Here is a 24,009-nt window from a genome sequence, read left to right as displayed (position 1 = left end):
ATGCCTTAAAGAAAGTTTGCGAGTTTGTGCGTGCCACCACGGCGGGTGAATAAGCGCCAGCGTCTTTCCCAGTATTCAAGTTCATCACGGAGCGCTTTAGGATCATGGTTAGTAATTGCCCGACCATTGACCCCGGTAAATGACACGCTTTTACCGTCCAGAGAATCCCGGTAAGCCTGACGAACAGCCTGCAGAGTCTGGAATACATCGTCCTTTGTCATAGCCATCCTCCACTGCCTGAAGATCCAAGCCAACCGCCGGAAAGACCGCCGTTTTGTACTGGCGGCTCAGGCGCTTTCTTGCTGGCGTGTACGGTATTCATGGTGGTTATCTCCCGGGGCCTTTCCCCTCCAAAATTATTTGTATTCATGTTCTGAGGTTGCGCCCACGCTGGCGGGTTTTCCCAGTCCCTGATCTTTTCGTACCCCCGTAAAACAGCAATTGCCTGCGCATAACAGAAAAGGTCAAAGGCCTCGTTATTGCCTTTACCGGGCTTACGCCATTTGCCGTCTGTCCCTCTTTCCTCATAGGTCAGCTCGTCGTAAAACCATTCCCCCAGCCAGTCTGGGAAATGGATAAATCCCGCCCCGGGTGTTTCACGGGCCAGGTTATTGCTGAGCTGATCTTTCAGGGTATCGGTCTGCAGGAGGTACACCGGCACTTCCCCGCGCACTTCTGCACGGCGATCCGCGCGGCCACTGTTATCAGGGAATGTTTTGGTGATGGTTTTCTGTCGCTTTGCGCTGTCACCTTTAATCAGGTAGACGCGTTTGCCGAGGCCGTCCCGGCGACACTGCCGCCAGAATTTATAAGCATTATCGGTTACCCCCTCTTCGCCACCGCTATCGACCGCCATCGCCAGCACCGGCATTCGCCGTTCTGGATCTGACTGCAGGCGGTAGCTTTTCTCCAGCACATCGCTGACCAGCAGTTGCCAGTCCTCGGGATAGGCTCCGGGATGAACCGGAGCCGTTTCGCCATGCTCATCACAACGCAGAGACTGTCGAATGTTGTAGCGGTCAATCAACCAGCGCTCGCCGTTTTCCCCGTAGCCAATGATCTGAACCACAAAGCGACGATTTTTACCGCCCTGGACATCCACCGCCGCCAGCAGAAAACGCACCTTCGGCGGCACCAGACGTTTTCCGTAATCCTCCGCCCGCTGCATCAGGACATCTGAGCGACGTTGTTCTGTCGCTGCGCGGGGAAGATAAGGCAGCCCCCAGTCGGTATTAATGACTGCCTTCAGGGTTTCTTCACTGCCGGTGGCCTCATATTCCTGCTCAGCGGTCAGCAGTTTATAGACCAGCTGCGCCCAGGTCTGATAGGCCGCCGCCGGGCCTTCCATCCAGAACGACGCGATACGGGACCGGCGCGCTTCACCGGAGACTACACCATCACGATCAATGTGCTCCCCTTCACGCAGCCAGACACCGCGACCATTAAGCTCACGTTTCATGTCGGCGGTGATGGCATTGCCACAATGCGGGCATAAAATATGTGCTGCTTCGCTGGCTTTGACTGGATCCGGAATCTCACGGTATCCGGTCATTGCATTCATTTCCGGTTGAAAAAACTCACCACAATCCGGGCACGGCCAGTACCAGCGCCGACGGTCGCCGCGGTTATACAGAGAAAGGATCCCTGTCGTCGGCGGGGCTTCATGTGGTGACTTCCGGCGCCATTTGCTGTCGCGGATATCGCGCCCGGGTGAACTCTCCACCAGCGTCATACCGGCGGACATAAAGGTGGTGGTACGTTTTGAAGCCAGTGAGAATCCGTCGCCCTCGCCATCGATATTCTCAGGGAAGCGATCGTAATCCGTCAGCGCGACGCATTTGAAGTCGGACGACGACATGATATTGATGGATGGCCAGCCAATTTTCAGGTAGTTCCCGGCCAGAAATGTTCGGTCGTGGACGTTGTTATCGTTCCTGAACGGGCTCAGTCTTTGTGCTACCTCTGGACTGGCGCGGAAAGTTCTTGCCAGACGTTTTTTCGAGTGCTCACGTGCTTTCTCTTCCGTCATCTGCACAATGAGCATATCCGAAGGATCACAAACGATGTTGTAAACCACCCAGCCATCGATCAGGCCAATCGTCTTACCCGTACGCGCCGGACCAACAAACACAACCGCGTCGTATTCACGGGACGCCAGGCAGTTCATCGGCTCAACAACATAGGGAGCCAGATTAGGGTCCCATTCCACGGAGTTACCCACACCAACCGGTACACGCATGTATTTATGTACCGCTTCGGATACAGGCATACGACGCGGCGCCCTGATAATGGCGGCGGTATTCTTTCTGGTTTCTGCCGCCGTCGCCTGTCGCATGCGTTACTCCTCTTCTGTCAATTCCTCCTGTTCCTGCGAGTCAGCCTGCTCAACCTTCAGGGCTATCTGGTCCCGCAGATCATCAATAACTTTTTGCACTCTAACCACCGCAGATGGCGTCATAGCGCAATCTCGCTCGAGGATATCAGGCAACGTTTCCAGCACCTGAACGACGGCTTTAGCCATAGAGGAAAATTCGCGGCTGACTTCCGCCGCGGGGATTAACTCACTTGTTTCCTGCTGAAATTTAAGGCGCTCACGTTCAGACTGAAACCAGGCTTTGCGATCGGGAGGAAGCATATTATCTACGTCCACCAGCTCCGAAGCGGTCGTTCTACTGAGCAACTCTTTGAGGATATCCAGCACAGAATACAGTTTGAGACGAGCATTACTGCCGGGGGCTGGTTCAACGTTGGTTAGCCTGCTGGCGACCGTCTGACGATGGAGATCGGTGATCGCCGCAAGCTGGTTGATATTCAGCCGGAGGTTTTTCAGTTCATTATCCATGATGGTGAACAATTTTTAATCATTTCGACATCGCGAATAGTATCACGACTGAAAGATCAGTAAGTTAAGGGAATGATGATGATGCCGATAAAATGCAAAAAACCAGCCGTTTTCCGCGTGTCCGCGCCCCCTCGGTGTTCAGAATCGCCAGGAGGACCCTCGAAAATGAGAATCATTATCGATGGTCGGATGATAAAAAGGCCGCCCAATGCGGCCTAGTAGTCAATTCTTTTGTCTGTACTCTTTGATTAGTTTTTCTTTCTTTTCCTGATAAGATTTGGCATCCGAAATAACTTCATCTGCAGTTTTCCCATTCAGCACAGTCAATCGCATCTTTTCTGGAGAATAAGCGGTATCGTTACTGAGCATCGCCTGTGTGGCGTAGTAACTTAAAGCATCGCTAATAGCAGCCTTAAGCTCAGTTTTCTTTTCATCAGAGAGTGAATCGATAACTTTTTCACCTGAATAACGAAGCGCTTCAGGGCTGGAGCCATCAAATTTAGGCGCATTATCGCAGCCAGCAACTAGTAACGATAGCGCTAACGCGATTACATATTTGATTCTCATAGTGTTGACCTCATCCATAATGGTAGGGTGAGTCTAACCAATAATCACAATGTATCAACACAGCATTATCGCAGGCCCTCAGCGAATGCCTGCTGTAATGCCGTTAGTCGTCAAGTTGCAATACGCCGTGATCAAGCGAATCTGAGTAAGCGAGCAGCCCTTTGTATTCGAGGATAATCTCGCCATCATCAGATTCAAACTCCGGGATTGTCCCGGTAGTGATGGTGTATTGAGGTTGTCCGTCTTGTTTCGCGAAGGCAGCCAGATCTTCAATCTGCTTAGCTGTAAGGATCACAGTCATATTCGTTCCTATGGTTATAGCCATTAAAAAAGCCACCAGCAGGTAGCCTTTGTGATGAATGTTGATTATTTTTCGAACCAGGCGGATAGTAAGTCAAACCACACAAAGAGTGATTTTTTATGCCTTTCAAATTTTCTCTGTTCAGGGGCTGGTACTTCTTCGCAACCTTTTACGCAGCTATCACGTTAGGTAAGCAACTTGGCGATCAAATTTGCGAAGGGTCACGCCTGACACAAGCGGCAATAAGCATGATTATTATTGCCTCTATGTTCATGCTATCGCGGAGTTTCTTTAAGATACTGCAACAGCATTATTTAAATGGAAAAAATTCGCTGTAACGCATCCATTATCAAGCCCACCGGCAGGTGAGCTTTGGAATGGCTACTTCTAGCAGTTAGCCTGCCACGATTTGTTATGCGCCAGCACATCACGCTTGGTCTGTTTGTCCATGACAGTTATGTCGTTGTCGGTAAGGTAGATTGGCGTCCCCCAGTTGCAGCCGGTATCGATAACTTCAACCTTTGCGGGTCCAGTGGCTGCGCTGCTCACGATCAACTTCGCCATCACGTAGACACTTAATCATGATATATGACTGGTTATAAAAGAAGCTATTTCCCATCACATCATGTATGGTTATTAACCAATCATTAGGACAATCATCATGTCGATACTTAAAGATATTAAGATGCGTACTTTACGACCTATGAAAAGTACCTGTCCTCACTGCTCCCGCCAGTCAACACACAGTCTGTCGAGAATAAAAAACAACATAACGCTAATCTGCCCCTACTGCGGCAACATTTATCTTCCCTCCGAGAGCAAACCAATAAAGTAACCGATTGATTTAATTATAAACTGAGGCCTGTATATTCTCGGGCTTTAGCTGAGAAGCTCTGATTTTATCAATTTCCCGAATTCCTTTTAGCTGATTATTCGCCTTATCTATCGCCGATAACAGAGGGGCAATCCATAGAACAGCCTGACAATATGTCAGCGTGCTGGCGGTAGTGGCGCTATCACCGGTTGCGTCAACGTTCCCGGAATCGGCGTGCATTGCGCTGGCACGTAAACGGTTCGCGTAGTTGAGCAACCCACCAGCGACATCAGCAGGAACAGGCAGATCACAGGTTTTTTCACGTTGTAGAATCTCCCGGTATTCGATTACTATTTTCTCGGCACCGGCATCTATCAGCGAGTTCAACTGGCTTGTATTCTCTGCGACCTGATTAAACCGGTTGAAGTTGAAAGCCTGAGTGGTTATTACCGTCGCCTGTAATGCGTTGTCGCTGCGCAGTACCCGGTTGTCACTTTCGGATGTGTTCAACGCGGCATTGCTGCACGTAAGCAGTACGTAGAGCACCGAGATGATAATGACTGCTACCACCCCAGCAACAACAAGGCCTTTGTTCACTGGTCTATCCCCCAGCACGTCAGCGCGCTTTCCTGGTCCCGTCGTTCTACCTGACCATAGCAGCCATTCTTCTGGCCTTTGGTCAGGCGGCAATCGCGGCCACCGTCTTTAATCCACCAGCGGATAGCTTCACAGGCGCCCTTCGTATCGCCAGCGTTCATGCGCTTATAGAACGTTGACGGGTAGCATTTGCCAGGCCCGATGTTGTAAGGGCAGAACGACGCAATGCCGACCTTCTGCGGTTCAGTCAGTGGTACCTTGATATTGCGGTCAACCCACGCCAGCGCCTTGTCACGCTCAATGGCGTTAATCTTCTTACATTGTGCCTCGGTAGCGGTCATACCTTTCACAACAGGCTTACCGTCAATTAAGGTAACGCCGTGACATAGCGACCAGATGCCACCGGGATCGACAACGGCCACCAGCGCATTACCTTCTTTCTCACTGATAAACTGGTCAAACAATTCCGGTGCCGTCGCCCCTGCGGCGAGAAGTGCCAACATGACTGCGCTAAACTTTGCCTTGTTACCCATCATTCACCAGCCTTTTGCAGAACGTCGACAACAACACTGGCGGCTGCAGGTCGTTCTTGATGTGGCAGATCGCTCACACCGTTCAAATAGTCATTAACCATTTGGGTGCGTTTCTCGTCTTCTTTTCGCTTGCGATGGGCATCAAAGCGCCCGTAGACAAAGGATGCCAGAGAGATGAGCAACCCTACGGCACCAAAGAACATGTAAATCATATCTTGAGTGGTAAACCCCAATGCAGCAGCTATGGTGCCTACCCACGCAAAGAACTGCGTGATGATGTTCCCAGAGTCATTCATTTTCATGGTCTCTCACCTCGCTATTCGCGGGTGCTGTGTTTGGGGAAATAAAAAAGCCGCATCTGATATGCGGCTCTTAGAAAGGGGGATTATTGCTTTTTGAGTAGCTTATTTTTTATTTTCAGAAACCATTTAGGAAGCTTTGTTTTTGGTCTCCAGATTTCCCTAGCAATCTCTCTAGCTCTTTCATCGCTCATGCCATCGACCTCGCTGAATCGCTTATAACTTTTGTATTCAAAAACACGATTGATTAAGTATCCCACAAAGGGGAGGGCAATTTTGCAGATGGAAAGAATAAAAATAAACGTAGTCATTGCGGCGAAATGATCGTGAATATTGCCGGGCAATGATTTTATGTACTCAATCATTTTCGTCCCTTTAACGAAACGCGGTGATGTGACAGGGGTACTGATGCAATGCATCCCGCGAATACCCCTGTCGTATCGCCGCAAAACAAAAGCCCCGACTGGCGGGGCTTTCGCTATATTCAAATTGTCGCTTAACGTCGCTGCCATCGTGGCGCAGCTCTGCCAAGCATGAATGGATTATCTAATTTTCTGGCCAGCTTTCAATAACAAAATAAAGAAAGAGCACAAATAGCTAAAAACAATCACTCTTCCATCAGCTTACGGGATGAGAGGAATACCTTTGCCCGGAAAATCTCAAGGCACCAGCGAACTCGCTTCCGCGCCTCTCCATCAGTCAGCCATGGGGCAATCACCTGTAGCTCTCTACTGATATCAGCAATTTTTCTTCGTGTGGTGTAATACTGCAGGCCGACAATGTAGACGGGATCGTTGATATCAAAAGCCGACAGTACAGACTCTTCAATAAAATCCACGTCGTCATTGGTTATCGCCTCATCAATGACGCTGCTTGGGGTTTGCGGCCAGATGATACAATGCGCTCTCTTTAAGGCCTGCTCCCCTTTGAATCCCTCGCTTCTAGCCTGCTCAAGCGCAACGGTAAATCGTTCCAGAGCTTTATCTGACCATCGCCCTCTTCTGATTACGTTCCAGCAGGAATGCTCACGCGGCATACGTGGAGCAGCTCCTCCTCTAACGCCCTCTCCCCAGGTTGATAAAAGTGATTTAATCCATCCCCCCTGAATATTGGTGAGCGGAGTAAAACGGCCTAACCAGCTTTTTCGGGGCGCAGCGGCGACAGTGGCGAGCCCTTGTTGGTGCAGACGGCGTTGACGTGGTGTCATGATGATTCTCCTTTACGCCAGAACGCCGAGCGCATAGGCCCGGTCCAGCAATTGAATGATTAATACTGGCTGCGGCGCATACTCGCGCTCGAATGCGGCGGGGTTGTCATGTAACCGGCGGTGATGAACCCGGCATAGCGGTAGGATGAAAATGTCGTGGGCTTTGGTTGCCATCCCGCCCTGTCCCCATCCGATAAGATGGTGGGCATCATCTGCCGACTGTCCACAGCACGCACACGGCTGGGTTTTAACCCATTCAATAAAGCGCGGTGATATCCAGCGAATACGCTTAGGCCGGGCGAATAATGTGGCGGGGGCTTCTGGGTCTACCTGAACCTGAACAACGGGTTTTACTGCTTTTGGTTCCGGTTGTGGTTCAGCAGCTGCCTGACGGGCAGGAACAAGACTAATCCGTTCGGCGAGTATGTCCGCTGCCGGGTATGACGGAACAATCTCGCTTTCTTTGTAGACCGACTGGAAAGGATCATCTTTCAGGCCAAGGGAACGGCTCGCCATATTTTCGGTTATGGCATCCCCTATCCCCTCTGATACGGCCCACCAGCACAACTCAGCCAGCGAAAGCATTCTGTCCGCAGCGCAGCCGGTTTTGATACGAACACATTCAATCACCCAATCAGCGAGGTTTCTGGCGATCAGCTCATCCAGAACTTTGTCGCTCTGGTTGCGTAGCTCGTTGTCACAATGCCAGCACGCGACAATTGAACCCGGCTCATGCCTGAACATCACCAGCTCACGGTGGTGGTAGTTGCTGTGCGGCCACTGGCATTTTGAAACATTACGGCCCAGCCAGTCCTCCAGCGCCGCAAAGCCACCAGCAACTCGAACAACACGCGCATCCAGAAAGAATGGCGTTAGTGTCGGATCTTCCGCCAGCAGTTGCCGGGCGTCCGCTATTCTGCCCGACGGCAAATCTTTCATGGAGTCCGGTTGCCGCTCAATCAGAATACGTCCGCCGTTGAATAAGCCCATCAGCTCCTTGCCTGGCTTCAGCAGAACAATACCCATATGACGGGCAATCTCTGGCATCAGGAGAGCTCGCACGGTTCCCCCTCCCGGATGATCATCTTTCCGGTTTCGCCCCAGATTTTGGTCACGCGCCCATCCCAGATATGGCTATCCTCGCCAAAAAGGGCATCCAGCAGCGCCTTTTCTAAATTGTCTTTATCAGGCTTTTGCTGGTGGGGTTTCCCATCCATTAAGGCTCGTTTCTTCTTACTCCAGCTCGGCGGCATCGGCAGCACAAAGATAACGTGATACCCGCTTTCCGGGAGCGTGACCTTGTTCAGCCTCACCTCGTCACAGAAAGCACGGTACCGGAGAACCTCCGGGCGTTTTTTCCATTTATCGGCGCGCGTCATTCGGGGTTTGCCCAGTGGGGTGATGTTGTAAACCTTCTCGTTCATTTCCACCCCCGCGAGCACATAGAGCGCTGTGTACGCTGGTGGCGGTCAGATACAGGCAGGAATGCTGATACAACCCAAAAGCGGGGATCAACATCGAGGCTTTTTTCTACGGTGATGTTATTAGCACGATAACGGGCCACCAGCTCTTCGGCCTGTTCTTCGGTCAGGTTGTCCTGATAGAACCAGTCTCTTTTCATACCGTACCTCGGCAGAAAAAAGACAAAAGAGAACCGCTGACGTGGCTGCACATCAGGGAAAAAATCGGGATTTGTGTGTTTTGCGCCATGGTGTCTCCGTGGCGCAGCAGGTATAGGCTGTTCAGACCTATGACGGGAGTTTAGCAGAACCGGATGGAATCAGGTAACCAGGTCGGGACTTTGCCATTTCAAGCATTTGAGCGAATAACGACGGTGTGCCTACTATCTCATCTGGCTGCAAAGGCATGAAGGAAATCACATCCCCGCGGCGGTACATCAGCGCGCGCTCGCTGACAGGAAATGATGGAAGCCTGGCGACAATAACGCCATCATCGCATCGAATTACGACATAGCCCTGATCAGGCATATTCTGTTTTAGATCCACTACAAACCCCTCGCTACTGCCCTGTTTCGGCGTCGAATTAATAAAACCAGTCGTCCGCGCTTTCCCACGTTTCCTGCAGGATTTGCTCGACTCGCTTTTTGTCGCCATCAGCGCCACCAGTGACACTCAGGCCATCGGTACTGGTACGACGGACAATCAGCTTACAGTCTTCATAATTCTGGCTTAATCGGCGTAGCAATTCGGCTTCCAGTGCAGGTACTGCGCCATCAGGTAACTTTTTCTTTTTATCGATTGTGACTTCGACTCTCATACGTCCTCCGCTCGAAATACTGTACAAATAAACAGTACACCCATGCAGCAGATTTATCAATCCTATAAAGGCATTTTTTGCGAAGGTTACTATGTTGTTTCTAATGAGTTTTCTGGCGCCAACAAAAAAACCCGCCGGGGCGGGTTCTGGTGTTTTTGGGTTGTTTTAGGGCTCAGATTATGGGTAATTCGTCAGGTTCGACGCGTCGTATTATACTACGGGGTAGTAGCAGGGAATACTCCTGGTATCAGTTTGCCTAACTAGGTTTTGCTTACTGTCTCTGGCTGATCTTCACTGGCGAATCATCTCTGAGATCAATTAGATGATCAGGTTCTGAAGCAAACCACGCGTATGATCCCCAAGCTAATTCTGGAATTGCCTTCCGAAAAGGCGCAGCACTACGATCTATAAATGCCGTAAGAAATGCAAGATTTCCCTCGCTAAACCCAGCATCGATAGCCAAACGGGTAAGCGTAATTTTCCTTTCTCTATTTATAGGACCATCAGTCGCTACTACTTCAGTAAAGACGACGAGCATATCAGAACCGGTTCTATCTTCACCTAAGTCAACCAAAATAATATCAGGAAGAGCTTTTGATGCATCAATATTCAGGCCTAATGCCTGTGCTAATACTTCATCTCGCGCTATAACTTTATTCCCGGACTCAGACAACCAAAGCACAGTTGGTTTTTTTAGAAAGTTTGGGGCAAAAACCTCAATAACGGCTTTTGCTATCACACTTGAAGGACCCGGAGCTAAAGTTCTTTTTTCGCCATTCGGAAAAGTGACAATTACTGCATCCTCAGCAATCTCTGCCCCGGATTTCAATAAACGTAACCTCGCAAGAGCAGCTTTGTTCAAGTGATTTTCTTGCCAGTTACTTATTGCATGTAATAGAACGTCATTTTCCAACCCAGTATCAAAGAGAGCTGCAAAGGATTGATTTAAACAATAACGAGGGTGCGAGGAGGTAGTTGGTATCCCTTTACGCTCAACAATCGCATTACACGGTATTAGGCCGTTTTTGATCGTTTCATCACGTATCGGCTCACGCGTGTTTTCGGCATACCACGCATCAACAGGTCGCGTCTTTTTTGTCGAAAAAGTCATTTTCACCCAACTATCTCGACTAACAGTATCTGTCAGGGCAGCCTGTGAATCCCCCATACTTACGACTTGGCTAGGTCTGATCCATCGTTCTAGACCTTCAATAGCTCCTGCGTAAAACATAACAAAAATGGTCTTTGCTGCTATCTCTCGGATTAAATATCCGCGATTCTCAGTACCTTCAGGAAAAATTAATGGCAATCTTTCCATGATAACGTTCAATGGGGGAATAACAGGTAAGCTCATGCAAACATCACTCCATAGAAGCCTGCGATCGTCCTCTCGATAATCTGTCTGTGTACACCCGCATCGAGTAAAGATTGAATTTCCATCACCTGCTCCAGAGAAGGCAGTGGAATAGAATTCAATTCATAAGCAGAGACAGCCACACTACCGCTTATACACCTGAACGCCCGATCAACAACGTGTGAATTAAGCAACACAGCTATCGTCTCGGGATTAACCGCAGAGAAAAATCCGTTTGAATAAACAATATTAATATGGTTTTCAACCACAACACCACCTGTTTCATCTATAAAATTCTGAGGCAGTATCACAGCTAAAATTCTTTTATCCTGTTCTTTAGAGGTTGTACGTTGAACAAGCACGCACTCCGATGCCGTCACTAGAAAATCCTGCCTAGGGGCTATATCGATATAAGGTACGTGATTTTTTCTGTCAGCACTAAAGCGAAAACCTTCTGAAGTGATCGATTCTGCCCAAATTAATGGGTAGCTATTCTTCCCTTTAGTCGTACGTAACTGCGACTTAAATCGATTCCAGACTAACTGGCCTGTGGATACTGAGTACCCAAGTTCAGCTAAACGCATAGGCATTGTTTTCAACTTGTCGAGAAAGCGGGCATCATCTTTAACACGCGGCAAAAGCCAGGTTGCGCCGCCTTTTTCTATCTCAACGTTACCTATTCTCTCGATTTTCGCTTTATTCAACCCCTTTGGAACAAGAGAAGACACCTGTGCCTGGATGTTATGTTCCCCAGCCCTAAATGCGGTCAACATTGTTTCCTGAAGCACATCATCAAATACACCATCTCGATCAGTAACAAAATCGAAAGCAAACGGAGTAGTTTTCTCTGTCAAAAGAGTTCGCAGTGCAGTGAAATACTGCCCACCAAGAAATGATGTGGGAGTTAGAAATGCAACAACACCTGTATTCTCTTTAACCATGCGAACTGCTAAGTCGGTAAATAAACCATACAAATTCGCATGTCCAAAAAGAGAACGCGAATATTTCTCTCTCGTTTGTATATCAAGCGTTACGCGTCCATACGGCGGATTTCCTATTACAAGATCATAACCAGAGATATGATCATGATGAAGTGCGTCACCAACAATAATTGTATCTTCTGGCAACCTCCGCTTAGCTTTCACACATAATGGCATGAGCACTGACTCAAGCAAAACCGAGCTCATCCAGGCTGCAAACGGATCAATTTCTATTCCCTTTAATCGATTGCTAATTCTCCGAAAAATCCATTCAGGAGAAGAACCCTTGTCTTTTTTTAGCATTCTTAATGCTGCGGGGGCTAAAAACGCCCCCCCACCACATGCCGGATCAATCACACTAGCATGCGAAAAATCAACGCCAGACTTTTCAGCTAAATCCAGCAATCGGGATACCAAAGGAGGTGGAGTGTAGTAAGCCCCCATTTCAGAACGGTAAGCAGAAGGAAGCATAACCGTATAGATGGAGCCAATTAGATAGCCCGCATCCTCTGCAGGAAATCGGGCAACAAGTGCCCCGGTTCGTTCAGCAAGCTCACGGGCATCACATGGCAACCCCTCCATGTAAACTGTATGCGGAACAGCTCTCATTTTAATGTTACTTTTTTGCTTTTTTGCCAAGACATCCCAATAAGCAGCAACAATACTGGAACAATATGAGCGCGCTTGCATTAATCTTGATTGTTCGGTTTTGTAACTGTTCGCATAACCTTTAGCCATGGCTTTACAAGTTTGATATCGTTCCAGATTGGATAATTCAGTATCTGTAAAAAAATCAAAATGTTGCACGTTCATAAGCGAAATCCTAGTGTATCAAACATGCGGGCCATAACATCTCATGGTGGCGCATAACAAATTGGCCCGAAGAATATCACGCACCTAATCGATCTCATAACCCGTTATGACAATCAATTCCTCTACACGAGTTCAATTGATGATTTGTCGTGCATTCCAAATGGTCTAGCGGCGCTGGTGATGAGCCGGGAGTACCCCGGCGACTTTAACCTGTGATAAGACCATGCCAACTTCAGCAGGCCAGAAAGTTTCAGGTACTTCCACCAGTAGCAGCCCCTCAAGCTCAATGACGCGTTTACAGGCGCACTCGAGTAATGGGTCCATCACTTCACCTCCTGCGGCGCTGCCGTTAACAATCTGCGCCAGGCATCCTTTGAGTCTTCCGCGCCGTAATCGATAATTGAATCGAACTCGTCCAACATCCCCAAAGTTGGCTCAACTGGCACCAGTACGTAACCGTCAGGAATCACCGGAGATTTGCGAGCCTCAGCCAGACCAGCTTCCTTGCCAGCCATGTAACACTCGCGCTGAGTCATTGCGACGCCTTCATAATCGGGCATGATGCCGCTCATTCTGGATGGTTGAGTTGCTGGCAATGCATCGGATTTACGCCGCCCCTGAAGCTCACTAGCAGCAGCACCTGCAAGCTCAAGCAACTCTGCCATTCTCCTGGCTTCCTTCTCCGGGCGCTGGCGGTAGAATGACAACGCGCTCATAATGCGCAGCTGCAGCGTTACGACCTGCTCGTCAGTTAACTGGTTAGCTGGGTCTGTTAAGTTGAATGTCATGCTGCACGCTCCAGTTCATTCAGGCCTTCACGGACTGCGTCAACAATCCGGTCAAGATAGCGATAATGATGATTCAGCACTGAAGGCCACTTCGCGTACCATGGGTCATCACCCAGCAGGCTGAGCAGCTTGTCACCGACGAGATAATTGCAGCAGCTCGCCTTCACATCATCAGCATCTTCAGCTTCATCCCACATTGAGCGGGCTTCATTGCCGTCAATTTCCTGCTCACGACGCAGCTTGATAATCTCACTCTTAACGAAAACCAGGTTGGCATCATTGTCATCATCAACCGTGATTTGCAGTTGCGGATCAAAATAGCCGATAAGGTACTCGTTGCTGACGCGCTTCATGAATTTCTGCACGGTGTCGCCGCCCATGGCAAACCAGGCGCCGGTCCACGCCTTACCGAAGCAGGTGATAGTGATTCGACCTTTGCCTGGTTCATAGTTTTCAATCATCACGCTAACCGGGTCGAGGCGTTCTGCTCCAGTGACAGTGAATGCCAGCACATCCATTTTTTCGACTGCGATGCTCATTGCGCACCTCCTTGGCGTAACCAGATGCACACAGCGCCATCTTCAGTGTCATGGATGGAACCGACAAACCAACCTTCACCAGCAGGCGCTTCAGGCTGCCAGGTAGAGATATCGTACCCATCAACTTCAGGGTCGATATCTTCTTCATCACGATATTCCACGGTCCACTGCAGTCCTTGTGCTTTCATCCAGTCATTGAATTCAGCAGATGGAATGTGCTCACGACCAGCGCAAAACTCATCGTAAAGTGGGTGAGTCCAATAACCGTATTGGTCACGCTCAACTGGCATAGCTACGATTTTAGTGTTCATGATTTAGCTCCTTGGCGTAACTGGGCGGCGATATCTTCGAGTACGCCATCGGCGAATGAGCGATCAAAATCACCTTCCGGCGAATCGGCCATAAACTCTGTTGCCGTCAGGATCATCCGGGCAATATCAGCAGCGTTCTTCGCAGTATCTTCAATGAATCCAGCTTCCCACGCAGCCAACATCCGATTAGCAACAAAGTGAGCACCCTCCTGGCGGGCGAGCGCCCGAACTTCAGCCAGGTACGCGTCTGTTGCCTTGAATGGATTTTCAGCATCAACATCGCGAGATACGTATGCGTTAATTTCAGAAACGTAATCCATCGGAACACCGGCATACAGGTATTCGTCTGCATTCACGTACTCGTCGTGGTTTTCGCTAATGTCAGTCAACAGGCGCAACATTTGCCCGTTCTCTGCGACCGCCGCCGCCAGCTGCAGCTGTAATTCTTCGTATGTTGGTTTCATGCCTGAACCCTCCGTTCTAAATACACATACTGCTTAACCATGCCTGCTGGGAGTTCCAGCTTTTCGGCAATTACGCTAAGTGCGATCCCTTCAGAGTGCAGTTCGCGTGCTAGCGCAACATCAGCGGCCAGGTATTTAACTGACTGGTGAAACTGACCGCAGAGACGCAAATTTATGCCTGCTTCTCGTGCCTTAGTGCGGATTGCGGCATCAGTTCGCCCTATCAGCAGACCAATCTGTTTAACCCGCATTTTCCCGCTACACAGCCGCACAACCATCAACTCAGCCCGGCACCAGTCCTTACCTTTTTTCCGAAGTTTCTTTGCCATGATTAGCACCTTTGAGCATTACGCAGGCAGCGGTTGCGCAGCCTTGCAATGCCCCATAGTTCGTTTGAAGTGCTAGTCATCCCCATGATCGAGGTGTAAGCCGTCGCAGCTCTCCGCCAGAGCCCTTTGCTCTCTAGCGCTTTGGCCTTTGCCATCGCCTCCTGAACTTCCTGCAGGTTTTCTGGTGCAGAGCGCGGCGCCATATCTGGCAATTCAACATCGGGGATCTCAACGCCTGCACGTACCCGGTAAACGTACTGAGTGCCGTTGTTAATTCGCCCCAGCTTTCCTGCGTAGTACAGCTGGCGCAGATGATTTCCCGCACTGCTTGACGGAAGATCCAGCGCTTCGCAAATATCCTGCAGGACGCAATCAGGCGTTCTGCCCACAATGGCGAGCACCAGCTGCGCCTGTGTTACTCGGTCTTTGGTCTTTTTGGTCATTGGTCAAAACTCGCTTACTTGGTTAAACCTGCCGCTTTGCGGCGCTTGTACTCGTCCATCAGTATTTGCGCTGGCGTTGGCCCCGAAGGGTGACTTGGCGCAGCTAACTGGCGGCGTATCGGCGGGATTGAAAAGCCGTTAGCCAGATGCTTCGTCCACTTCGTCAGTAACTTATCTGCCAGCTTTTTTAGCTCTCCTTCTGTCAGACTTCTTTCCACTCCGGTTCTGCGCATTTCAATGCAGATGTGATAGAGCACGTCCTGTTTCCACGGGTATTTGTCGCTCCCCGAATAACGGTATGATTCGTTTCGCCAGAGTCTGTACTCTGTAAGAACGGCGTCAGAGGTCAGATTGAATGGGTTGGCGCCGCTGGAAGAAACCAACGAAACAAACTCGGCAAGATCTGGCGGCCATGTGTGACCCAAAGCACACCGCTCCATGCACTGGCTACACACCAGCGCAATCTGGGCTTCACTCATCGTTCCAATTTGGGCCATCCAGAGTTCTGACGGTTCTTCCCCGTTCTTCTGAATCCAGCGATTCGAAAATATCTCGCCCATGACTTCCCACAGACGCCAGGCCGTTTCGCTCGCCTGAGTGTTCTGCAGCGCGTTGCCGTTGTTCACGGGCTGCTCGTATCTGTTGAACAGCTCTGGATGCTGCTGGTTCAGTTCGCGTTCCCACATGACCTGTTTCCCCTTGTGCTGGTTTTGACTGGGCTACTGCCCTGTTTAGGTGCCGGGCTAACTTCTGCTCCCACTGAACTTGATGAAAAACTTTCCCCTCAGCCTGCCAGTAGGCAATGAAACTACTCAGCTCCGCCGGAAGGTTTAGCCCTTGCTTAACAGGCATCCCCCAAAGCACCGCTTGCCGCTGGAAATCGCCGGAAGGTTTCCAGCCCTGGTACATTTGGAATTTTCCAAACGACTGGCTACCACCAAACGCAATTCCGGGCTGTCCAGGATAATCCGGGGTATCTGGTCCGACCATTTCTCTATGTATGGGGTTTAGATCTTTAGGTTCCTTTGGTAGATTCCGGATCCCGTTTTTGGGATCGTTTGACGGAAAAAACGGGATCGTTTGGTTGTTTTTCATACCGGAAACACAACCGTTTTCGGTATCGTTTGATGGTGTAACAACCCCGTTTTTGGGTGCATTTAAACGATCCCGATTTTGGTAATGTTCCCGTTTTCGGGTGTGTTCTAAATCTCCAATGCTTTCTTCCACACCAAGGAGACGGTACACAGGAATTTGTTTTGTCCTGCCCCGACGTTCACCGGTATCCTGAATCAGCCCAACGGACACTAAATATTGCAGGCTGGACTGAACGGTTTTCTTATCCAGTTCAGTTGCTTCGGCTAGCGCTGGAATGGATGGAAAAGCACAAAGATCCGCCCCACACATATCTGCAAGCCAGGTTAATACCGCCTTTGCAGATGATTTCCCGGTCTTCACCTTTTTGGCCCATCGCATTGCGTCAATGCTCATGCGGCCTCCTCTCGATTCTTTACGGTACTCATTGGTCAAAACTCGATTAAAAACACTGTGGCGCTACGGCGGCTACGCTCGCCAGTAGTGGTCCCGCCAGATCTGATGGAAGCAGGTTAAACAATGCGATTGCAGCCTCTCTTATCTCGCGTTCAAGCTTCTGAACCGGAGCGCCTAACAACTTCGCCTGGTGAGCATCGCTACACTCTTTGATCGCACTGGCCACCAGCTCTGTTTCCGTTAACCCGCGCTTTAAACCGTACTTACGGGCTACTTCAATCGGCATCGCATCAGCAATCGCCGTGGAAAGCTGGATGACATAGCCGGTGTATTTCTCAGAACTGTTTTCGTTTTTCAGGTAGCGGTACAGGTTTTGCTTGTTAACACTGATGCCGCGACCGTTTTGTTTTTCCCACTGTTCGGCCACCAGCTGCGCCACCACATCCTGTGCTTTGCCGGGGATCGTGGATTCCCATTCCTGCACTGCCGCATAAATTTTCTGGCACTGCATGCCATCGCGGCGACGTGGCGAATACTGATTTTTTGTTTTCAGCTTTAGGTTCACCGGTTCGATAAGATGATTGAAGGTACTAGGTTGCATTTATCAGCCCTCTTTTTTAGATGGAGGAAAAACGTCATCAAGGCAGCACACAACACCCAAAGAATTAAGAGCAGCAACGATAGAGCGAGAGTCAGCAAGGCTTGGGGTTCGAGTATTAACTTCGTAATTAGCAAGTCTTGATTGTCCCCAGCCAATCCTTTGAGCAAGGATTTGTTGTGATAAGCCGCCTTTTTTTCGGTATTTCGAAATCAGATTCATATTGTTCTCCATGTTTATGTCGCCATTATTCACATATCGTGAATATCATGTCAATACAATACGTGAGTAACTTAGTTTCACCGAGCGTGATAAAATTTACTGATGAAGACACTTGCAGAAACAATCGGCGAAAGACTACGTAACCTTCGGACCAAGAAGGGGATGAGCCAGTCTCAGTTAGCAAAGCTATGCGGCTGGTCAGCGTCGTCACGCGTAGCAAATTATGAAATTGGCACCAGAAACATTGGGGCCGATGATGCAATCCTGCTCGCGAGAAACCTCGATACTTCACCGAGTTACATACTGTTTGGTGACGCAGAGAGTTGTGGAGAGCAACTCCCGCAGAGACAAAGAAAACTGCTAAACCTCTTTGAACAACTTCCCGAAGCTGAACAAGATCGCATGATTGACTTGTTTGAGACTCGACTCAAAGAGATAGACGAGTATGTTGATAAGTACTTACGCGGTAGATTTAAACCTTCGGACTCGTAAGATCTAAACCTCATTTCCCCTATCTAAAATAGCCAAGCCTAACCGGTTGGCTTTTTTACGCCCATGCATTTCACAAAACGTATTGACGACAATCTCACGATATGTGAGTATTATTTCGAAACGTCGTCATTGAAAGCAAATCTCAGATGACAACCATCAACGCGCAGCAGGTATCACCGTTCCGTCAGCCAGACGTTAAAGGCACACAGGAGAAATCATGATTGATTTTGCACGCAGACCAGCACGCCAGCAGGCCGTGAAGCTGAGTTGTTTTGCAGCCCGACCAGCTCGGCAACAAGCCGTGAAATTGAATTTAATCGAAGTGTGGATCCGCCGACTCTGCTACTTCCTCGCCCAGAAAGGCGACCCGGCTGCCGACCAACAGCCAGTAAAAAGTTTCTAATCGAGTTTTGACCAATGGCCGTCGCGGCCGGAGATGTGAATATGGAATTTGGAATGAAACGCGTTCTGGCATCCGTCCAGGCCGTCGCTACCCTGAACAAAATGTACGATGGTTCGCCGGTGTCCCTGACGGCTATCAGCAAAGAATCAAAGCTGTCCACTTCATACCTTGAGCAGATCTTCAAAAAGCTGCGCAACGGTAACCTGGTTATCTCGCAGCGCGGACCCGGTGGCGGTTATAGCCCTAGAGGCGAAGACATCACTGTTACAGACGTAATCACTGCGGTATCTAAACTGCCAGCCCATAAAACCTTTGAGCCTATCCTGCGAGCGCTTGACGGCGTTCGCGTGTCGCAACTGCTGAGGGGCGATTCCCCAGCCCCATAAAGCACAAAACCCGCGCAAGGCGGGTTAAGCACCCGGAAAGCCGACCAAAGCGTTCCGGTTTCGAGTTTTGACCAATGACCACCACCAAGGCGGCTGCCATCAGCTGCCGGGTATCTTACAACCTGAAGGAGCCCGAACGCAATGAACAACTATGCGTACCTGATTAAAGCAAAAGCGAAAGCCACTGAGGCTAAAAGCATTTTTTGCTGGTTTTCTGCAAAATCTGATTCGCGAGCAGACCGCGAGATACTGAACATTCTTGAGGATGAAGGGATCACCGTCGGGCGTGCTGCCGACCACCAGCTCCCTATCCGCACAAACTTTCCAGTTCTGGACGATCTACCGGCAGAAAGCGTACTGGATGACACCTGGTGCGACCGTTACCAGCTCGATGACAACAACTGCTGGCAAAAAATCGTTGTGAAATCCACAACCGAAAGTAACGACTACCTTTCTGTTCGCGAGCTCTCCCCCGCTCAGCAGGTGGCCTGTCACTTGCTCTACGGCAAGCAGCACCCATCACAGGAAGAAGTCAGCACCATCAATGAATATCTCGAGAATAAAGATGGTACTCACAATGCGCTGTGTGTCGCAGCTGCTGCGCTAACATCCCCGGACGTTTTAGAACTGACAGATAAACTCGCGGCAAAACTTATTGAGTCAGGCTGCGCCTGTGCGGCGCGTAGCTTGCTGGTTAAGCTGTTGGCAGAAATCTGGCATGAAAAAACTGATGAAATGACCGGGCAGGACATAGCCCTGTTTGTCCAGGACTATGAAACATGCGACACCGAAGATGAGCGCGTTGCAGTAGTAGAAGCCTGGTCACGGAAGCAAGAGCCACAAACCGAGCCAGAAAACATGCAGGTATCGGTTGCCAGCATGTCATTCCGCCGTCGTTTGCTGGCGCAATACTTAACTCATGAACTGGTTACCATCGCCGACGCGGACCTAATTAAACAAATCGCTGACGCCGAAACAGACACCGATAACAGCTACGTTCAGAATCTGCTTCTGGCCGCCGAGAACGCCGGTGAGTTTAAGGATAAGGCGAACGACGCAAACCTTAGTTTCCTGTGTGAAGCGATCAAATCAATCTGGCCGTCTGAAAATAAAAAACCAGAGCTCAACCAGCTAATCTCTTTCATCCGTGACTGGTGGATTACCCCGCATATTAACCGCGGCGTATTCGTGAAAGCATGGCGTACAGGCAAACCATGTGGCCCGATCCCAATGAAAACCACGGATACAGGGACAAACGCTGGCGGCGTTGGCAAAACAGACCGCGGGGATTTGTTAGAGCATTCTCTTGATACTCTGGACCTAGATATCGCGGCCGCATTACTACCGATGGATTTTGATATTTACGCATTCCCCCGGGGGATCCTGCAGCGTAGTAAGGACATCGTAAAAAACAAGCAAACAATGCCAGCGTTTAGCGCCTGGTCTGAATTGCTGCGGAAATCCGCTGGCATCCTGGACTATTCCCGCGCCGCAATATTTGCCCTGATTCGCCAGGCACGCCCGGAGATCCATTTATTCCCGAGCGAGCACCTTGCTTATATCAGCAAAAATCTGACGGAAACGGACCACGCTAGCCCTAGCACTGAATTACTCGCTGCGGCCCGGCATTTACCTTCGCCAGAAGATGAAAGCACTGATGCATCAACTGAGGATTCTCTGCGTGACGATATGAGCAAAAGACTCGCCGCCGGCCGCGGTGAATTTGTCGAGGGAATTAGCGACCCGAATGATCCTGAATGGGTTCATGAAGATCTCACCAAACCCAGAACAACTGAAGTCTGCAATGTCGGTAACGGGATCTTTTCCATCGATAACTTAATTACAACCGTAGCGACACCTGATACAGCAAAAGATCTGGAGACCACCAGCAATGTGCAGATGGAAGAAACTCGCAGTAATGAAGCCACGATTGCTCCTGAAGTGCCAATCAGCAAAACAGCAACTGACTCAACTGCAGGCAATGTTGAAGATAGTGGTCAAACAGATCCCATGATTAATGATACCGGTCATCACAATGATGATTACCGGCACCTCATGGTTGACCTCGAAACAATGGGAAATAAGTCTAACGCTCCTATTGTTTCGATCGGTGCAGTGTTCTTTAACCCGAACACCGGCAATACAGGGGCAGAGTTTTATACGGTGGTTTCTCTTGAATCCTCCATGCTCCTTGGTGGTGTCCCTGACGCCGGGACAATTATCTGGTGGTTAAAACAATCTCCTGAGGCTCGTTCGGCGATCGCTATGACCGACACAATGGCGCTAACTGATGCGCTGGAGCTATTTTCTGATTTCATCAGCGAAAACTCTGACGCCGGTTCTGATGTGCAGGTTTGGGGAAATGGCGCATCGTTCGACAACGTGATCCTGCGTTCATCCTATGACCGCGCCAATATCGAATGCCCGTGGAAGTTCCGGAATGATCGCGACGTGCGGACCATGACAGAACTGGGTAAAGCTATCGGTATTAATCCGCGCTACGACATCCCATTTGATGGGGATATGCACAATGCCCTCTCTGATGCGCGTCATCAGGTCAAGTATGTCTCTGCTATCTGGCAGCAACTCATTAATAACTGATTTTTCGATATCAGCACATGGCCCTCTTGTGGGCCATACTCTGGAGGAAATATGGCAAGACTTGTACTGCTATCAGAGTGGGCTGAGCGTGAGTTCGGTAATCCCATCCCCGGCCCATCAACACTAAACAAATACGCCAAGAACGGCATGATCTCTCCACCAGCTTGCAAAGTCGGTAAGAGCTGGCGTGTTGAAATTACGGCGCGTTTCGTCGGTTTCTCATCTCAACCAGAGGTCAAGAAACAAGATCACCCGTTGCTAAGGAGAATTCTGGAAGATGGGCAGGCCGCGAAAGTATAACGTCACGATTCCAGGGCTATCACCCTATATGGATTCGAGAACCAATAAAGTCTATTGGCGCTATAAGCATCCTGTTACTGGCAAGTTTCATGGACTGGGCTCTGATGAGAAGTTGGCGAAGGAACTCGCGATGGAAGCAAATAGCCGGCTTGCCGAACAACAGATGCGACAGACACTAAAAATTAAAGATGAGTTAATCAGGAAGATTGGTGGTTCGTCTAGCGTCAGCGATTTCGCTGCACGCTACAGAACCATTCAGGAAGAACGCTACGAGCGTGGAGAGATTAAAATTAATACATTAAAACAAAAATCATCTCCTCTTAAAGTCTTTGAACAGCACCTTGGAATGCGGCCGCTTGATCAGGTAACAGTGAAAGATATTGTAATGATCCTTGATGAATACAAGCAGCAAGGTCATAACCGCATGGGGCAAATTTTCAGAAAGGTAATCATAGACGTGTTTAAAGAAGCGCAACAATTAGGCGACGTTCCTGCTGGATTCAACCCTGCTGAATCAGCTAAAAAACCGCATGTAAAAATATCGCGGCAACGGCTTAGTTTTGAAGAATGGGCTCTTATTTACGATGCTGCAGAAAAGGATAATTACTACCTACAGAAAAGCATGCTGCTGGCTCTGGTCACTGGGCAACGGATATCTGACATATGCAAAATGAAATTTTCTGACATATCGAATGATTATCTTCTTATCGAGCAAGAAAAAACTGGGGCCAAAATTGCATTACCTCTCGCATTAAAATGCGACAGGATTGGTTACAGCATTGGTGATGTAATCACAATGTGCCGGGATAGCGTATTAAGTCCCTATATTCTGCACCATCACAATGCGAAAGGAACTGCAGTAAGAGGTGGTAAAGTCAAACCTACAACCTTGACTGCTGCTTTTAGAAAAGCCAGAGAGTCCGTTGCCTACGATTGGACAAAAGATGGAACCCCACCGACCTTTCACGAACAACGTTCATTATCAGAACGGCTATATCGCGAACAGGGAGTTAACACGCAAATATTGATGGGACATGCCAGCCAGGCAATGACAGACAGATATAACGACTCGAGGGGAAAAGAGTGGAGAATGCTGGTCATTTAATAGCCAGTTTTGCAGAAGGGTTTTGCAGGAGTTTTGCAGAAGAGCTAAAAAAGATGAATGCCGCCCGGAGGCGGCAAGAGGATTTACTCGCTGATTTCCAGCGCATCCTGGATGGCGTCAGCCAGTGCGGCAACTTCCTGAGAAACGTTGCGCAGGTCCATCTGGGAGCGGATCCCAGAGTTTGCAGTGGAGGCAGAAACGGACGCTTTGGAGATTTCCAGAGCAGCCTGAACGGCCAGTAAGCGCTTGTGGTTTTCAGCAGCATCAACGCCGGTGGCGCCGTCGAGATCGAAGTACCCTTCTAACATTGCTATCTCCTTATGTTTACCCCGCTAGTTTAGGGCGTTCACCGTGAGCAAGCTATCAAAATTACCTAAACCGTTGGTTGTAAAGCACCGTATTTGAAATCACACCTAACACCACTATCAGAGTTTGAACGGTTAACCGCTACAACAACAGCCGAATGATACTGAAATCGGGTGTGCGTTTAAAAATTCCCCCCATGAGAGAAGTAAATAAGTTAAATGGTTTCCACGTAATTTGCATTAGGGATAGTATTTATTAACCAGCACAAAAAACAATATTTACATTGAATAGCTTATATCCATGAGGTTATCATAAGAAATTGATTACAATTAATTATTTAAAACCAATTTAGCATAAGGAAATTATCGTGCCGATTTATAAACGCTCGCTGATGGATACTCTTTATTATGATGAAGACGAAGCGCCGTGGACCGATCACCTTTGTGAAGTCCAGATTAGCGAAGGATTGATCACAGTAAGCTATATTTACGATAATGAAAAAATAATTTACTCCGGTTATGAGCAGTCACCGGGTATCTATATGCTTAAAGGTAATGGGTAATGCTGCCAACTTACTGATTTAGTGTATGATGGTGATTTTAAGGTGCTTGCGTGGCTTCCATTTCCATCAGATGTCCTTCCTGCTCCAC

The 24,009-nt window shown here is 49.2% G+C and carries 38 protein-coding genes; 8 read left to right on the top strand and 30 right to left on the bottom strand.

Annotated elements, in window-relative coordinates; translation table 11 throughout:
* Positions 1-5 precede the first annotated feature (5 nt).
* From ABOC97_RS21235 to ABOC97_RS21210, 6 genes are all read right to left on the bottom strand, one after another.
* A complete protein-coding gene (locus ABOC97_RS21235) occupies positions 6-221 on the bottom strand; it encodes a hypothetical protein (RefSeq protein WP_349601548.1) in 216 nt (71 codons plus the stop codon).
* Entirely contained in the window at positions 218-2,335 is a 2,118-nt protein-coding gene (locus tag ABOC97_RS21230) for a phage terminase large subunit family protein (protein WP_349601546.1), read from the bottom strand. Before ABOC97_RS21230 ends, ABOC97_RS21235 begins: the two co-directional genes overlap by 4 nt.
* A 3-nt stretch (positions 2,336-2,338) precedes the next feature.
* Positions 2,339-2,842, bottom strand: coding sequence for a DUF1441 family protein (locus tag ABOC97_RS21225; protein WP_349601545.1), 504 nt, complete (start codon positions 2,840-2,842; stop codon positions 2,339-2,341).
* A 222-nt stretch (positions 2,843-3,064) separates the two neighbouring features.
* The gene (locus ABOC97_RS21220; protein ID WP_349601543.1) at positions 3,065-3,409 is read right to left on the bottom strand and encodes a DUF6694 family lipoprotein; all 345 of its coding nucleotides are present in this window, start codon (positions 3,407-3,409) and stop codon (positions 3,065-3,067) included.
* Positions 3,410-3,512: 103 nt separating this feature from the next.
* A complete protein-coding gene (locus ABOC97_RS21215) occupies positions 3,513-3,710 on the bottom strand; it encodes a hypothetical protein (protein WP_349601541.1) in 198 nt (65 codons plus the stop codon).
* Positions 3,711-4,097: 387 nt separating this feature from the next.
* On the bottom strand, positions 4,098-4,259 hold the full coding sequence (locus ABOC97_RS21210; protein ID WP_349601603.1) for a hypothetical protein: 162 nt from the start codon (positions 4,257-4,259) through the stop codon (positions 4,098-4,100).
* A 112-nt stretch (positions 4,260-4,371) separates the two neighbouring features.
* Between ABOC97_RS21210 and ABOC97_RS21205 the strand changes: the two genes are divergently transcribed.
* Complete coding sequence (locus ABOC97_RS21205) at positions 4,372-4,545, top strand: YnfU family zinc-binding protein (protein ID WP_218017079.1); 174 nt, start codon at positions 4,372-4,374, stop codon at positions 4,543-4,545.
* A gap of 9 nt (positions 4,546-4,554) precedes the next feature.
* Here the strand turns inward: ABOC97_RS21205 and ABOC97_RS21200 are convergent, their stop codons facing one another.
* From ABOC97_RS21200 to ABOC97_RS21090, 23 genes are all read right to left on the bottom strand, one after another.
* Positions 4,555-5,121 carry a hypothetical protein gene (locus ABOC97_RS21200; RefSeq protein WP_349601539.1) on the bottom strand — a complete coding sequence of 189 codons (567 nt, stop codon included), beginning with the start codon at positions 5,119-5,121 and terminating at the stop codon, positions 4,555-4,557.
* Positions 5,118-5,654 (bottom strand): lysozyme, encoded by a 537-nt coding sequence (locus ABOC97_RS21195; protein ID WP_349601595.1) that lies wholly within the window; start codon positions 5,652-5,654, stop codon positions 5,118-5,120. Before ABOC97_RS21195 ends, ABOC97_RS21200 begins: the two co-directional genes overlap by 4 nt.
* Positions 5,654-5,956 (bottom strand): hypothetical protein, encoded by a 303-nt coding sequence (locus ABOC97_RS21190; RefSeq protein WP_349601537.1) that lies wholly within the window; start codon positions 5,954-5,956, stop codon positions 5,654-5,656. The genes ABOC97_RS21195 and ABOC97_RS21190 overlap by 1 nt, the downstream gene beginning before the upstream one ends.
* Positions 5,957-6,039: 83 nt before the next feature.
* Positions 6,040-6,465, bottom strand: a complete 426-nt coding sequence (locus tag ABOC97_RS21185) for a hypothetical protein (protein ID WP_349601535.1) — start codon at positions 6,463-6,465, stop codon at positions 6,040-6,042.
* A gap of 95 nt (positions 6,466-6,560) precedes the next feature.
* Positions 6,561-7,160, bottom strand: coding sequence for a hypothetical protein (locus ABOC97_RS21180; protein WP_349601534.1), 600 nt, complete (start codon positions 7,158-7,160; stop codon positions 6,561-6,563).
* 12 nt (positions 7,161-7,172) lie between these two features.
* Positions 7,173-8,222 carry a DUF968 domain-containing protein gene (locus ABOC97_RS21175; protein WP_349601532.1) on the bottom strand — a complete coding sequence of 350 codons (1,050 nt, stop codon included), beginning with the start codon at positions 8,220-8,222 and terminating at the stop codon, positions 7,173-7,175.
* Positions 8,207-8,584, bottom strand: a complete 378-nt coding sequence (locus tag ABOC97_RS21170) for a RusA family crossover junction endodeoxyribonuclease (protein WP_172728739.1) — start codon at positions 8,582-8,584, stop codon at positions 8,207-8,209. Before ABOC97_RS21170 ends, ABOC97_RS21175 begins: the two co-directional genes overlap by 16 nt.
* A complete protein-coding gene (locus tag ABOC97_RS21165; RefSeq protein WP_052284090.1) occupies positions 8,581-8,781 on the bottom strand; it encodes a hypothetical protein in 201 nt (66 codons plus the stop codon). Before ABOC97_RS21165 ends, ABOC97_RS21170 begins: the two co-directional genes overlap by 4 nt.
* Before the next feature lie 127 nt (positions 8,782-8,908).
* On the bottom strand, positions 8,909-9,166 hold the full coding sequence (locus tag ABOC97_RS21160) for a hypothetical protein (protein ID WP_309300376.1): 258 nt from the start codon (positions 9,164-9,166) through the stop codon (positions 8,909-8,911).
* 37 nt (positions 9,167-9,203) lie between these two features.
* On the bottom strand, positions 9,204-9,437 hold the full coding sequence (locus ABOC97_RS21155; protein ID WP_112203896.1) for a DinI family protein: 234 nt from the start codon (positions 9,435-9,437) through the stop codon (positions 9,204-9,206).
* Between the two features lie 271 nt (positions 9,438-9,708).
* Entirely contained in the window at positions 9,709-10,791 is a 1,083-nt protein-coding gene (locus tag ABOC97_RS21150; RefSeq protein ID WP_349601529.1) for a BsuBI/PstI family type II restriction endonuclease, read from the bottom strand.
* Positions 10,788-12,584 (bottom strand): HsdM family class I SAM-dependent methyltransferase, encoded by a 1,797-nt coding sequence (locus ABOC97_RS21145; protein ID WP_349601527.1) that lies wholly within the window; start codon positions 12,582-12,584, stop codon positions 10,788-10,790. The genes ABOC97_RS21150 and ABOC97_RS21145 overlap by 4 nt, the downstream gene beginning before the upstream one ends.
* A 165-nt stretch (positions 12,585-12,749) precedes the next feature.
* Positions 12,750-12,908, bottom strand: coding sequence for a hypothetical protein (locus ABOC97_RS21140; RefSeq protein ID WP_349601601.1), 159 nt, complete (start codon positions 12,906-12,908; stop codon positions 12,750-12,752).
* Positions 12,908-13,372, bottom strand: a complete 465-nt coding sequence (locus ABOC97_RS21135; protein ID WP_349601525.1) for a hypothetical protein — start codon at positions 13,370-13,372, stop codon at positions 12,908-12,910. The genes ABOC97_RS21140 and ABOC97_RS21135 overlap by 1 nt, the downstream gene beginning before the upstream one ends.
* Positions 13,369-13,905, bottom strand: coding sequence for a hypothetical protein (locus tag ABOC97_RS21130; protein WP_459253835.1), 537 nt, complete (start codon positions 13,903-13,905; stop codon positions 13,369-13,371). The genes ABOC97_RS21135 and ABOC97_RS21130 overlap by 4 nt, the downstream gene beginning before the upstream one ends.
* A gap of 2 nt (positions 13,906-13,907) precedes the next feature.
* Positions 13,908-14,222 (bottom strand): hypothetical protein, encoded by a 315-nt coding sequence (locus tag ABOC97_RS21125; protein ID WP_349601521.1) that lies wholly within the window; start codon positions 14,220-14,222, stop codon positions 13,908-13,910.
* Positions 14,219-14,686 (bottom strand): phage tail sheath protein, encoded by a 468-nt coding sequence (locus tag ABOC97_RS21120; protein ID WP_349601519.1) that lies wholly within the window; start codon positions 14,684-14,686, stop codon positions 14,219-14,221. The genes ABOC97_RS21125 and ABOC97_RS21120 overlap by 4 nt, the downstream gene beginning before the upstream one ends.
* A complete protein-coding gene (locus tag ABOC97_RS21115; RefSeq protein WP_349601517.1) occupies positions 14,683-15,015 on the bottom strand; it encodes a DNA-binding protein in 333 nt (110 codons plus the stop codon). The genes ABOC97_RS21120 and ABOC97_RS21115 overlap by 4 nt, the downstream gene beginning before the upstream one ends.
* Positions 15,016-15,017: 2 nt before the next feature.
* Positions 15,018-15,458 carry a PerC family transcriptional regulator gene (locus ABOC97_RS21110; RefSeq protein ID WP_349601515.1) on the bottom strand — a complete coding sequence of 147 codons (441 nt, stop codon included), beginning with the start codon at positions 15,456-15,458 and terminating at the stop codon, positions 15,018-15,020.
* A gap of 14 nt (positions 15,459-15,472) precedes the next feature.
* Positions 15,473-16,018 (bottom strand): replication protein P, encoded by a 546-nt coding sequence (locus tag ABOC97_RS21105; protein ID WP_349601513.1) that lies wholly within the window; start codon positions 16,016-16,018, stop codon positions 15,473-15,475.
* Entirely contained in the window at positions 15,930-16,946 is a 1,017-nt protein-coding gene (locus tag ABOC97_RS21100; protein WP_349601511.1) for a DnaT-like ssDNA-binding domain-containing protein, read from the bottom strand. The genes ABOC97_RS21105 and ABOC97_RS21100 overlap by 89 nt, the downstream gene beginning before the upstream one ends.
* Positions 16,947-16,992: 46 nt before the next feature.
* Positions 16,993-17,547: a toxin YdaT family protein gene (locus tag ABOC97_RS21095; RefSeq protein WP_349601509.1), complete on the bottom strand. Its 555-nt coding sequence runs from the start codon at positions 17,545-17,547 to the stop codon at positions 16,993-16,995.
* Positions 17,548-17,550: 3 nt separating this feature from the next.
* Positions 17,551-17,766, bottom strand: coding sequence for a helix-turn-helix transcriptional regulator (locus ABOC97_RS21090; RefSeq protein ID WP_349601507.1), 216 nt, complete (start codon positions 17,764-17,766; stop codon positions 17,551-17,553).
* Positions 17,767-17,868: 102 nt separating this feature from the next.
* Here ABOC97_RS21090 and ABOC97_RS21085 point away from each other — a divergent pair, with 102 nt between their 5' ends.
* The 6 genes from ABOC97_RS21085 to ABOC97_RS21060 all read left to right on the top strand — a co-directional run bounded on the left by ABOC97_RS21085 (position 17,869) and on the right by ABOC97_RS21060 (position 23,053).
* Positions 17,869-18,258, top strand: a complete 390-nt coding sequence (locus ABOC97_RS21085) for a helix-turn-helix domain-containing protein (RefSeq protein WP_349601505.1) — start codon at positions 17,869-17,871, stop codon at positions 18,256-18,258.
* Positions 18,259-18,475: 217 nt separating this feature from the next.
* On the top strand, positions 18,476-18,661 hold the full coding sequence (locus tag ABOC97_RS21080) for a hypothetical protein (protein WP_052284084.1): 186 nt from the start codon (positions 18,476-18,478) through the stop codon (positions 18,659-18,661).
* Between the two features lie 41 nt (positions 18,662-18,702).
* Positions 18,703-19,047 carry an Rrf2 family transcriptional regulator gene (locus ABOC97_RS21075; RefSeq protein ID WP_349601503.1) on the top strand — a complete coding sequence of 115 codons (345 nt, stop codon included), beginning with the start codon at positions 18,703-18,705 and terminating at the stop codon, positions 19,045-19,047.
* 141 nt (positions 19,048-19,188) lie between these two features.
* Positions 19,189-21,648, top strand: a complete 2,460-nt coding sequence (locus tag ABOC97_RS21070) for a 3'-5' exonuclease (RefSeq protein WP_349601501.1) — start codon at positions 19,189-19,191, stop codon at positions 21,646-21,648.
* A gap of 51 nt (positions 21,649-21,699) precedes the next feature.
* On the top strand, positions 21,700-21,948 hold the full coding sequence (locus ABOC97_RS21065) for an excisionase (protein WP_349601499.1): 249 nt from the start codon (positions 21,700-21,702) through the stop codon (positions 21,946-21,948).
* Positions 21,926-23,053 (top strand): phage integrase Arm DNA-binding domain-containing protein, encoded by a 1,128-nt coding sequence (locus ABOC97_RS21060; RefSeq protein WP_349601497.1) that lies wholly within the window; start codon positions 21,926-21,928, stop codon positions 23,051-23,053. Before ABOC97_RS21065 ends, ABOC97_RS21060 begins: the two co-directional genes overlap by 23 nt.
* 83 nt (positions 23,054-23,136) lie before the next feature.
* Here ABOC97_RS21060 and ABOC97_RS21055 read toward each other — a convergent pair whose 3' ends face one another.
* Positions 23,137-23,361 carry a hypothetical protein gene (locus ABOC97_RS21055; RefSeq protein WP_035896104.1) on the bottom strand — a complete coding sequence of 75 codons (225 nt, stop codon included), beginning with the start codon at positions 23,359-23,361 and terminating at the stop codon, positions 23,137-23,139.
* Positions 23,362-23,726: 365 nt separating this feature from the next.
* Between ABOC97_RS21055 and ABOC97_RS21050 the strand changes: the two genes are divergently transcribed.
* The gene (locus ABOC97_RS21050; RefSeq protein WP_349601495.1) at positions 23,727-23,921 is read left to right on the top strand and encodes a hypothetical protein; all 195 of its coding nucleotides are present in this window, start codon (positions 23,727-23,729) and stop codon (positions 23,919-23,921) included.
* Positions 23,922-24,009: the final 88 nt, after the last annotated feature.

Origin of the sequence: Kluyvera huaxiensis, from assembly GCF_040149365.1 — a bacterium.
Taxonomy (GTDB): Bacteria; Pseudomonadota; Gammaproteobacteria; order Enterobacterales; family Enterobacteriaceae; genus Kluyvera; species Kluyvera intermedia_A.
Note: the sequence above shows the minus strand (reverse complement) of the source record. Positions and strands in the feature narration are given on the sequence as shown.

What these genes read in the sequence shown, in the direction of transcription:
- ABOC97_RS21205 (WP_218017079.1), top strand. Translation starts at nt 4,372, where the DNA reads ATGTCGATACTTAAAGATATTAAGATGCGTACTTTACGACCTATGAAA.
- ABOC97_RS21145 (WP_349601527.1), bottom strand. Translation starts at nt 12,584, where the DNA reads ATGAACGTGCAACATTTTGATTTTTTTACAGATACTGAATTATCCAAT.
- ABOC97_RS21125 (WP_349601521.1), bottom strand. Translation starts at nt 14,222, where the DNA reads ATGAACACTAAAATCGTAGCTATGCCAGTTGAGCGTGACCAATACGGT.
- ABOC97_RS21120 (WP_349601519.1), bottom strand. Translation starts at nt 14,686, where the DNA reads ATGAAACCAACATACGAAGAATTACAGCTGCAGCTGGCGGCGGCGGTC.
- ABOC97_RS21075 (WP_349601503.1), top strand. Translation starts at nt 18,703, where the DNA reads ATGGAATTTGGAATGAAACGCGTTCTGGCATCCGTCCAGGCCGTCGCT.
- ABOC97_RS21105 (WP_349601513.1), bottom strand. Translation starts at nt 16,018, where the DNA reads ATGGGCGAGATATTTTCGAATCGCTGGATTCAGAAGAACGGGGAAGAA.
- ABOC97_RS21060 (WP_349601497.1), top strand. Translation starts at nt 21,926, where the DNA reads ATGGGCAGGCCGCGAAAGTATAACGTCACGATTCCAGGGCTATCACCC.
- ABOC97_RS21100 (WP_349601511.1), bottom strand. Translation starts at nt 16,946, where the DNA reads ATGAGCATTGACGCAATGCGATGGGCCAAAAAGGTGAAGACCGGGAAA.
- ABOC97_RS21095 (WP_349601509.1), bottom strand. Translation starts at nt 17,547, where the DNA reads ATGCAACCTAGTACCTTCAATCATCTTATCGAACCGGTGAACCTAAAG.
- ABOC97_RS21190 (WP_349601537.1), bottom strand. Translation starts at nt 5,956, where the DNA reads ATGAAAATGAATGACTCTGGGAACATCATCACGCAGTTCTTTGCGTGG.
- ABOC97_RS21140 (WP_349601601.1), bottom strand. Translation starts at nt 12,908, where the DNA reads ATGGACCCATTACTCGAGTGCGCCTGTAAACGCGTCATTGAGCTTGAG.
- ABOC97_RS21185 (WP_349601535.1), bottom strand. Translation starts at nt 6,465, where the DNA reads ATGGCAGCGACGTTAAGCGACAATTTGAATATAGCGAAAGCCCCGCCA.
- ABOC97_RS21225 (WP_349601545.1), bottom strand. Translation starts at nt 2,842, where the DNA reads ATGGATAATGAACTGAAAAACCTCCGGCTGAATATCAACCAGCTTGCG.
- ABOC97_RS21065 (WP_349601499.1), top strand. Translation starts at nt 21,700, where the DNA reads ATGGCAAGACTTGTACTGCTATCAGAGTGGGCTGAGCGTGAGTTCGGT.
- ABOC97_RS21220 (WP_349601543.1), bottom strand. Translation starts at nt 3,409, where the DNA reads ATGAGAATCAAATATGTAATCGCGTTAGCGCTATCGTTACTAGTTGCT.
- ABOC97_RS21170 (WP_172728739.1), bottom strand. Translation starts at nt 8,584, where the DNA reads ATGAACGAGAAGGTTTACAACATCACCCCACTGGGCAAACCCCGAATG.
- ABOC97_RS21180 (WP_349601534.1), bottom strand. Translation starts at nt 7,160, where the DNA reads ATGACACCACGTCAACGCCGTCTGCACCAACAAGGGCTCGCCACTGTC.
- ABOC97_RS21165 (WP_052284090.1), bottom strand. Translation starts at nt 8,781, where the DNA reads ATGAAAAGAGACTGGTTCTATCAGGACAACCTGACCGAAGAACAGGCC.
- ABOC97_RS21150 (WP_349601529.1), bottom strand. Translation starts at nt 10,791, where the DNA reads ATGAGCTTACCTGTTATTCCCCCATTGAACGTTATCATGGAAAGATTG.
- ABOC97_RS21235 (WP_349601548.1), bottom strand. Translation starts at nt 221, where the DNA reads ATGACAAAGGACGATGTATTCCAGACTCTGCAGGCTGTTCGTCAGGCT.
- ABOC97_RS21195 (WP_349601595.1), bottom strand. Translation starts at nt 5,654, where the DNA reads ATGGGTAACAAGGCAAAGTTTAGCGCAGTCATGTTGGCACTTCTCGCC.
- ABOC97_RS21090 (WP_349601507.1), bottom strand. Translation starts at nt 17,766, where the DNA reads ATGAATCTGATTTCGAAATACCGAAAAAAAGGCGGCTTATCACAACAA.
- ABOC97_RS21135 (WP_349601525.1), bottom strand. Translation starts at nt 13,372, where the DNA reads ATGACATTCAACTTAACAGACCCAGCTAACCAGTTAACTGACGAGCAG.
- ABOC97_RS21215 (WP_349601541.1), bottom strand. Translation starts at nt 3,710, where the DNA reads ATGACTGTGATCCTTACAGCTAAGCAGATTGAAGATCTGGCTGCCTTC.
- ABOC97_RS21115 (WP_349601517.1), bottom strand. Translation starts at nt 15,015, where the DNA reads ATGGCAAAGAAACTTCGGAAAAAAGGTAAGGACTGGTGCCGGGCTGAG.
- ABOC97_RS21230 (WP_349601546.1), bottom strand. Translation starts at nt 2,335, where the DNA reads ATGCGACAGGCGACGGCGGCAGAAACCAGAAAGAATACCGCCGCCATT.
- ABOC97_RS21155 (WP_112203896.1), bottom strand. Translation starts at nt 9,437, where the DNA reads ATGAGAGTCGAAGTCACAATCGATAAAAAGAAAAAGTTACCTGATGGC.
- ABOC97_RS21080 (WP_052284084.1), top strand. Translation starts at nt 18,476, where the DNA reads ATGATTGATTTTGCACGCAGACCAGCACGCCAGCAGGCCGTGAAGCTG.
- ABOC97_RS21085 (WP_349601505.1), top strand. Translation starts at nt 17,869, where the DNA reads ATGAAGACACTTGCAGAAACAATCGGCGAAAGACTACGTAACCTTCGG.
- ABOC97_RS21070 (WP_349601501.1), top strand. Translation starts at nt 19,189, where the DNA reads ATGAACAACTATGCGTACCTGATTAAAGCAAAAGCGAAAGCCACTGAG.
- ABOC97_RS21055 (WP_035896104.1), bottom strand. Translation starts at nt 23,361, where the DNA reads ATGTTAGAAGGGTACTTCGATCTCGACGGCGCCACCGGCGTTGATGCT.
- ABOC97_RS21110 (WP_349601515.1), bottom strand. Translation starts at nt 15,458, where the DNA reads ATGACCAAAAAGACCAAAGACCGAGTAACACAGGCGCAGCTGGTGCTC.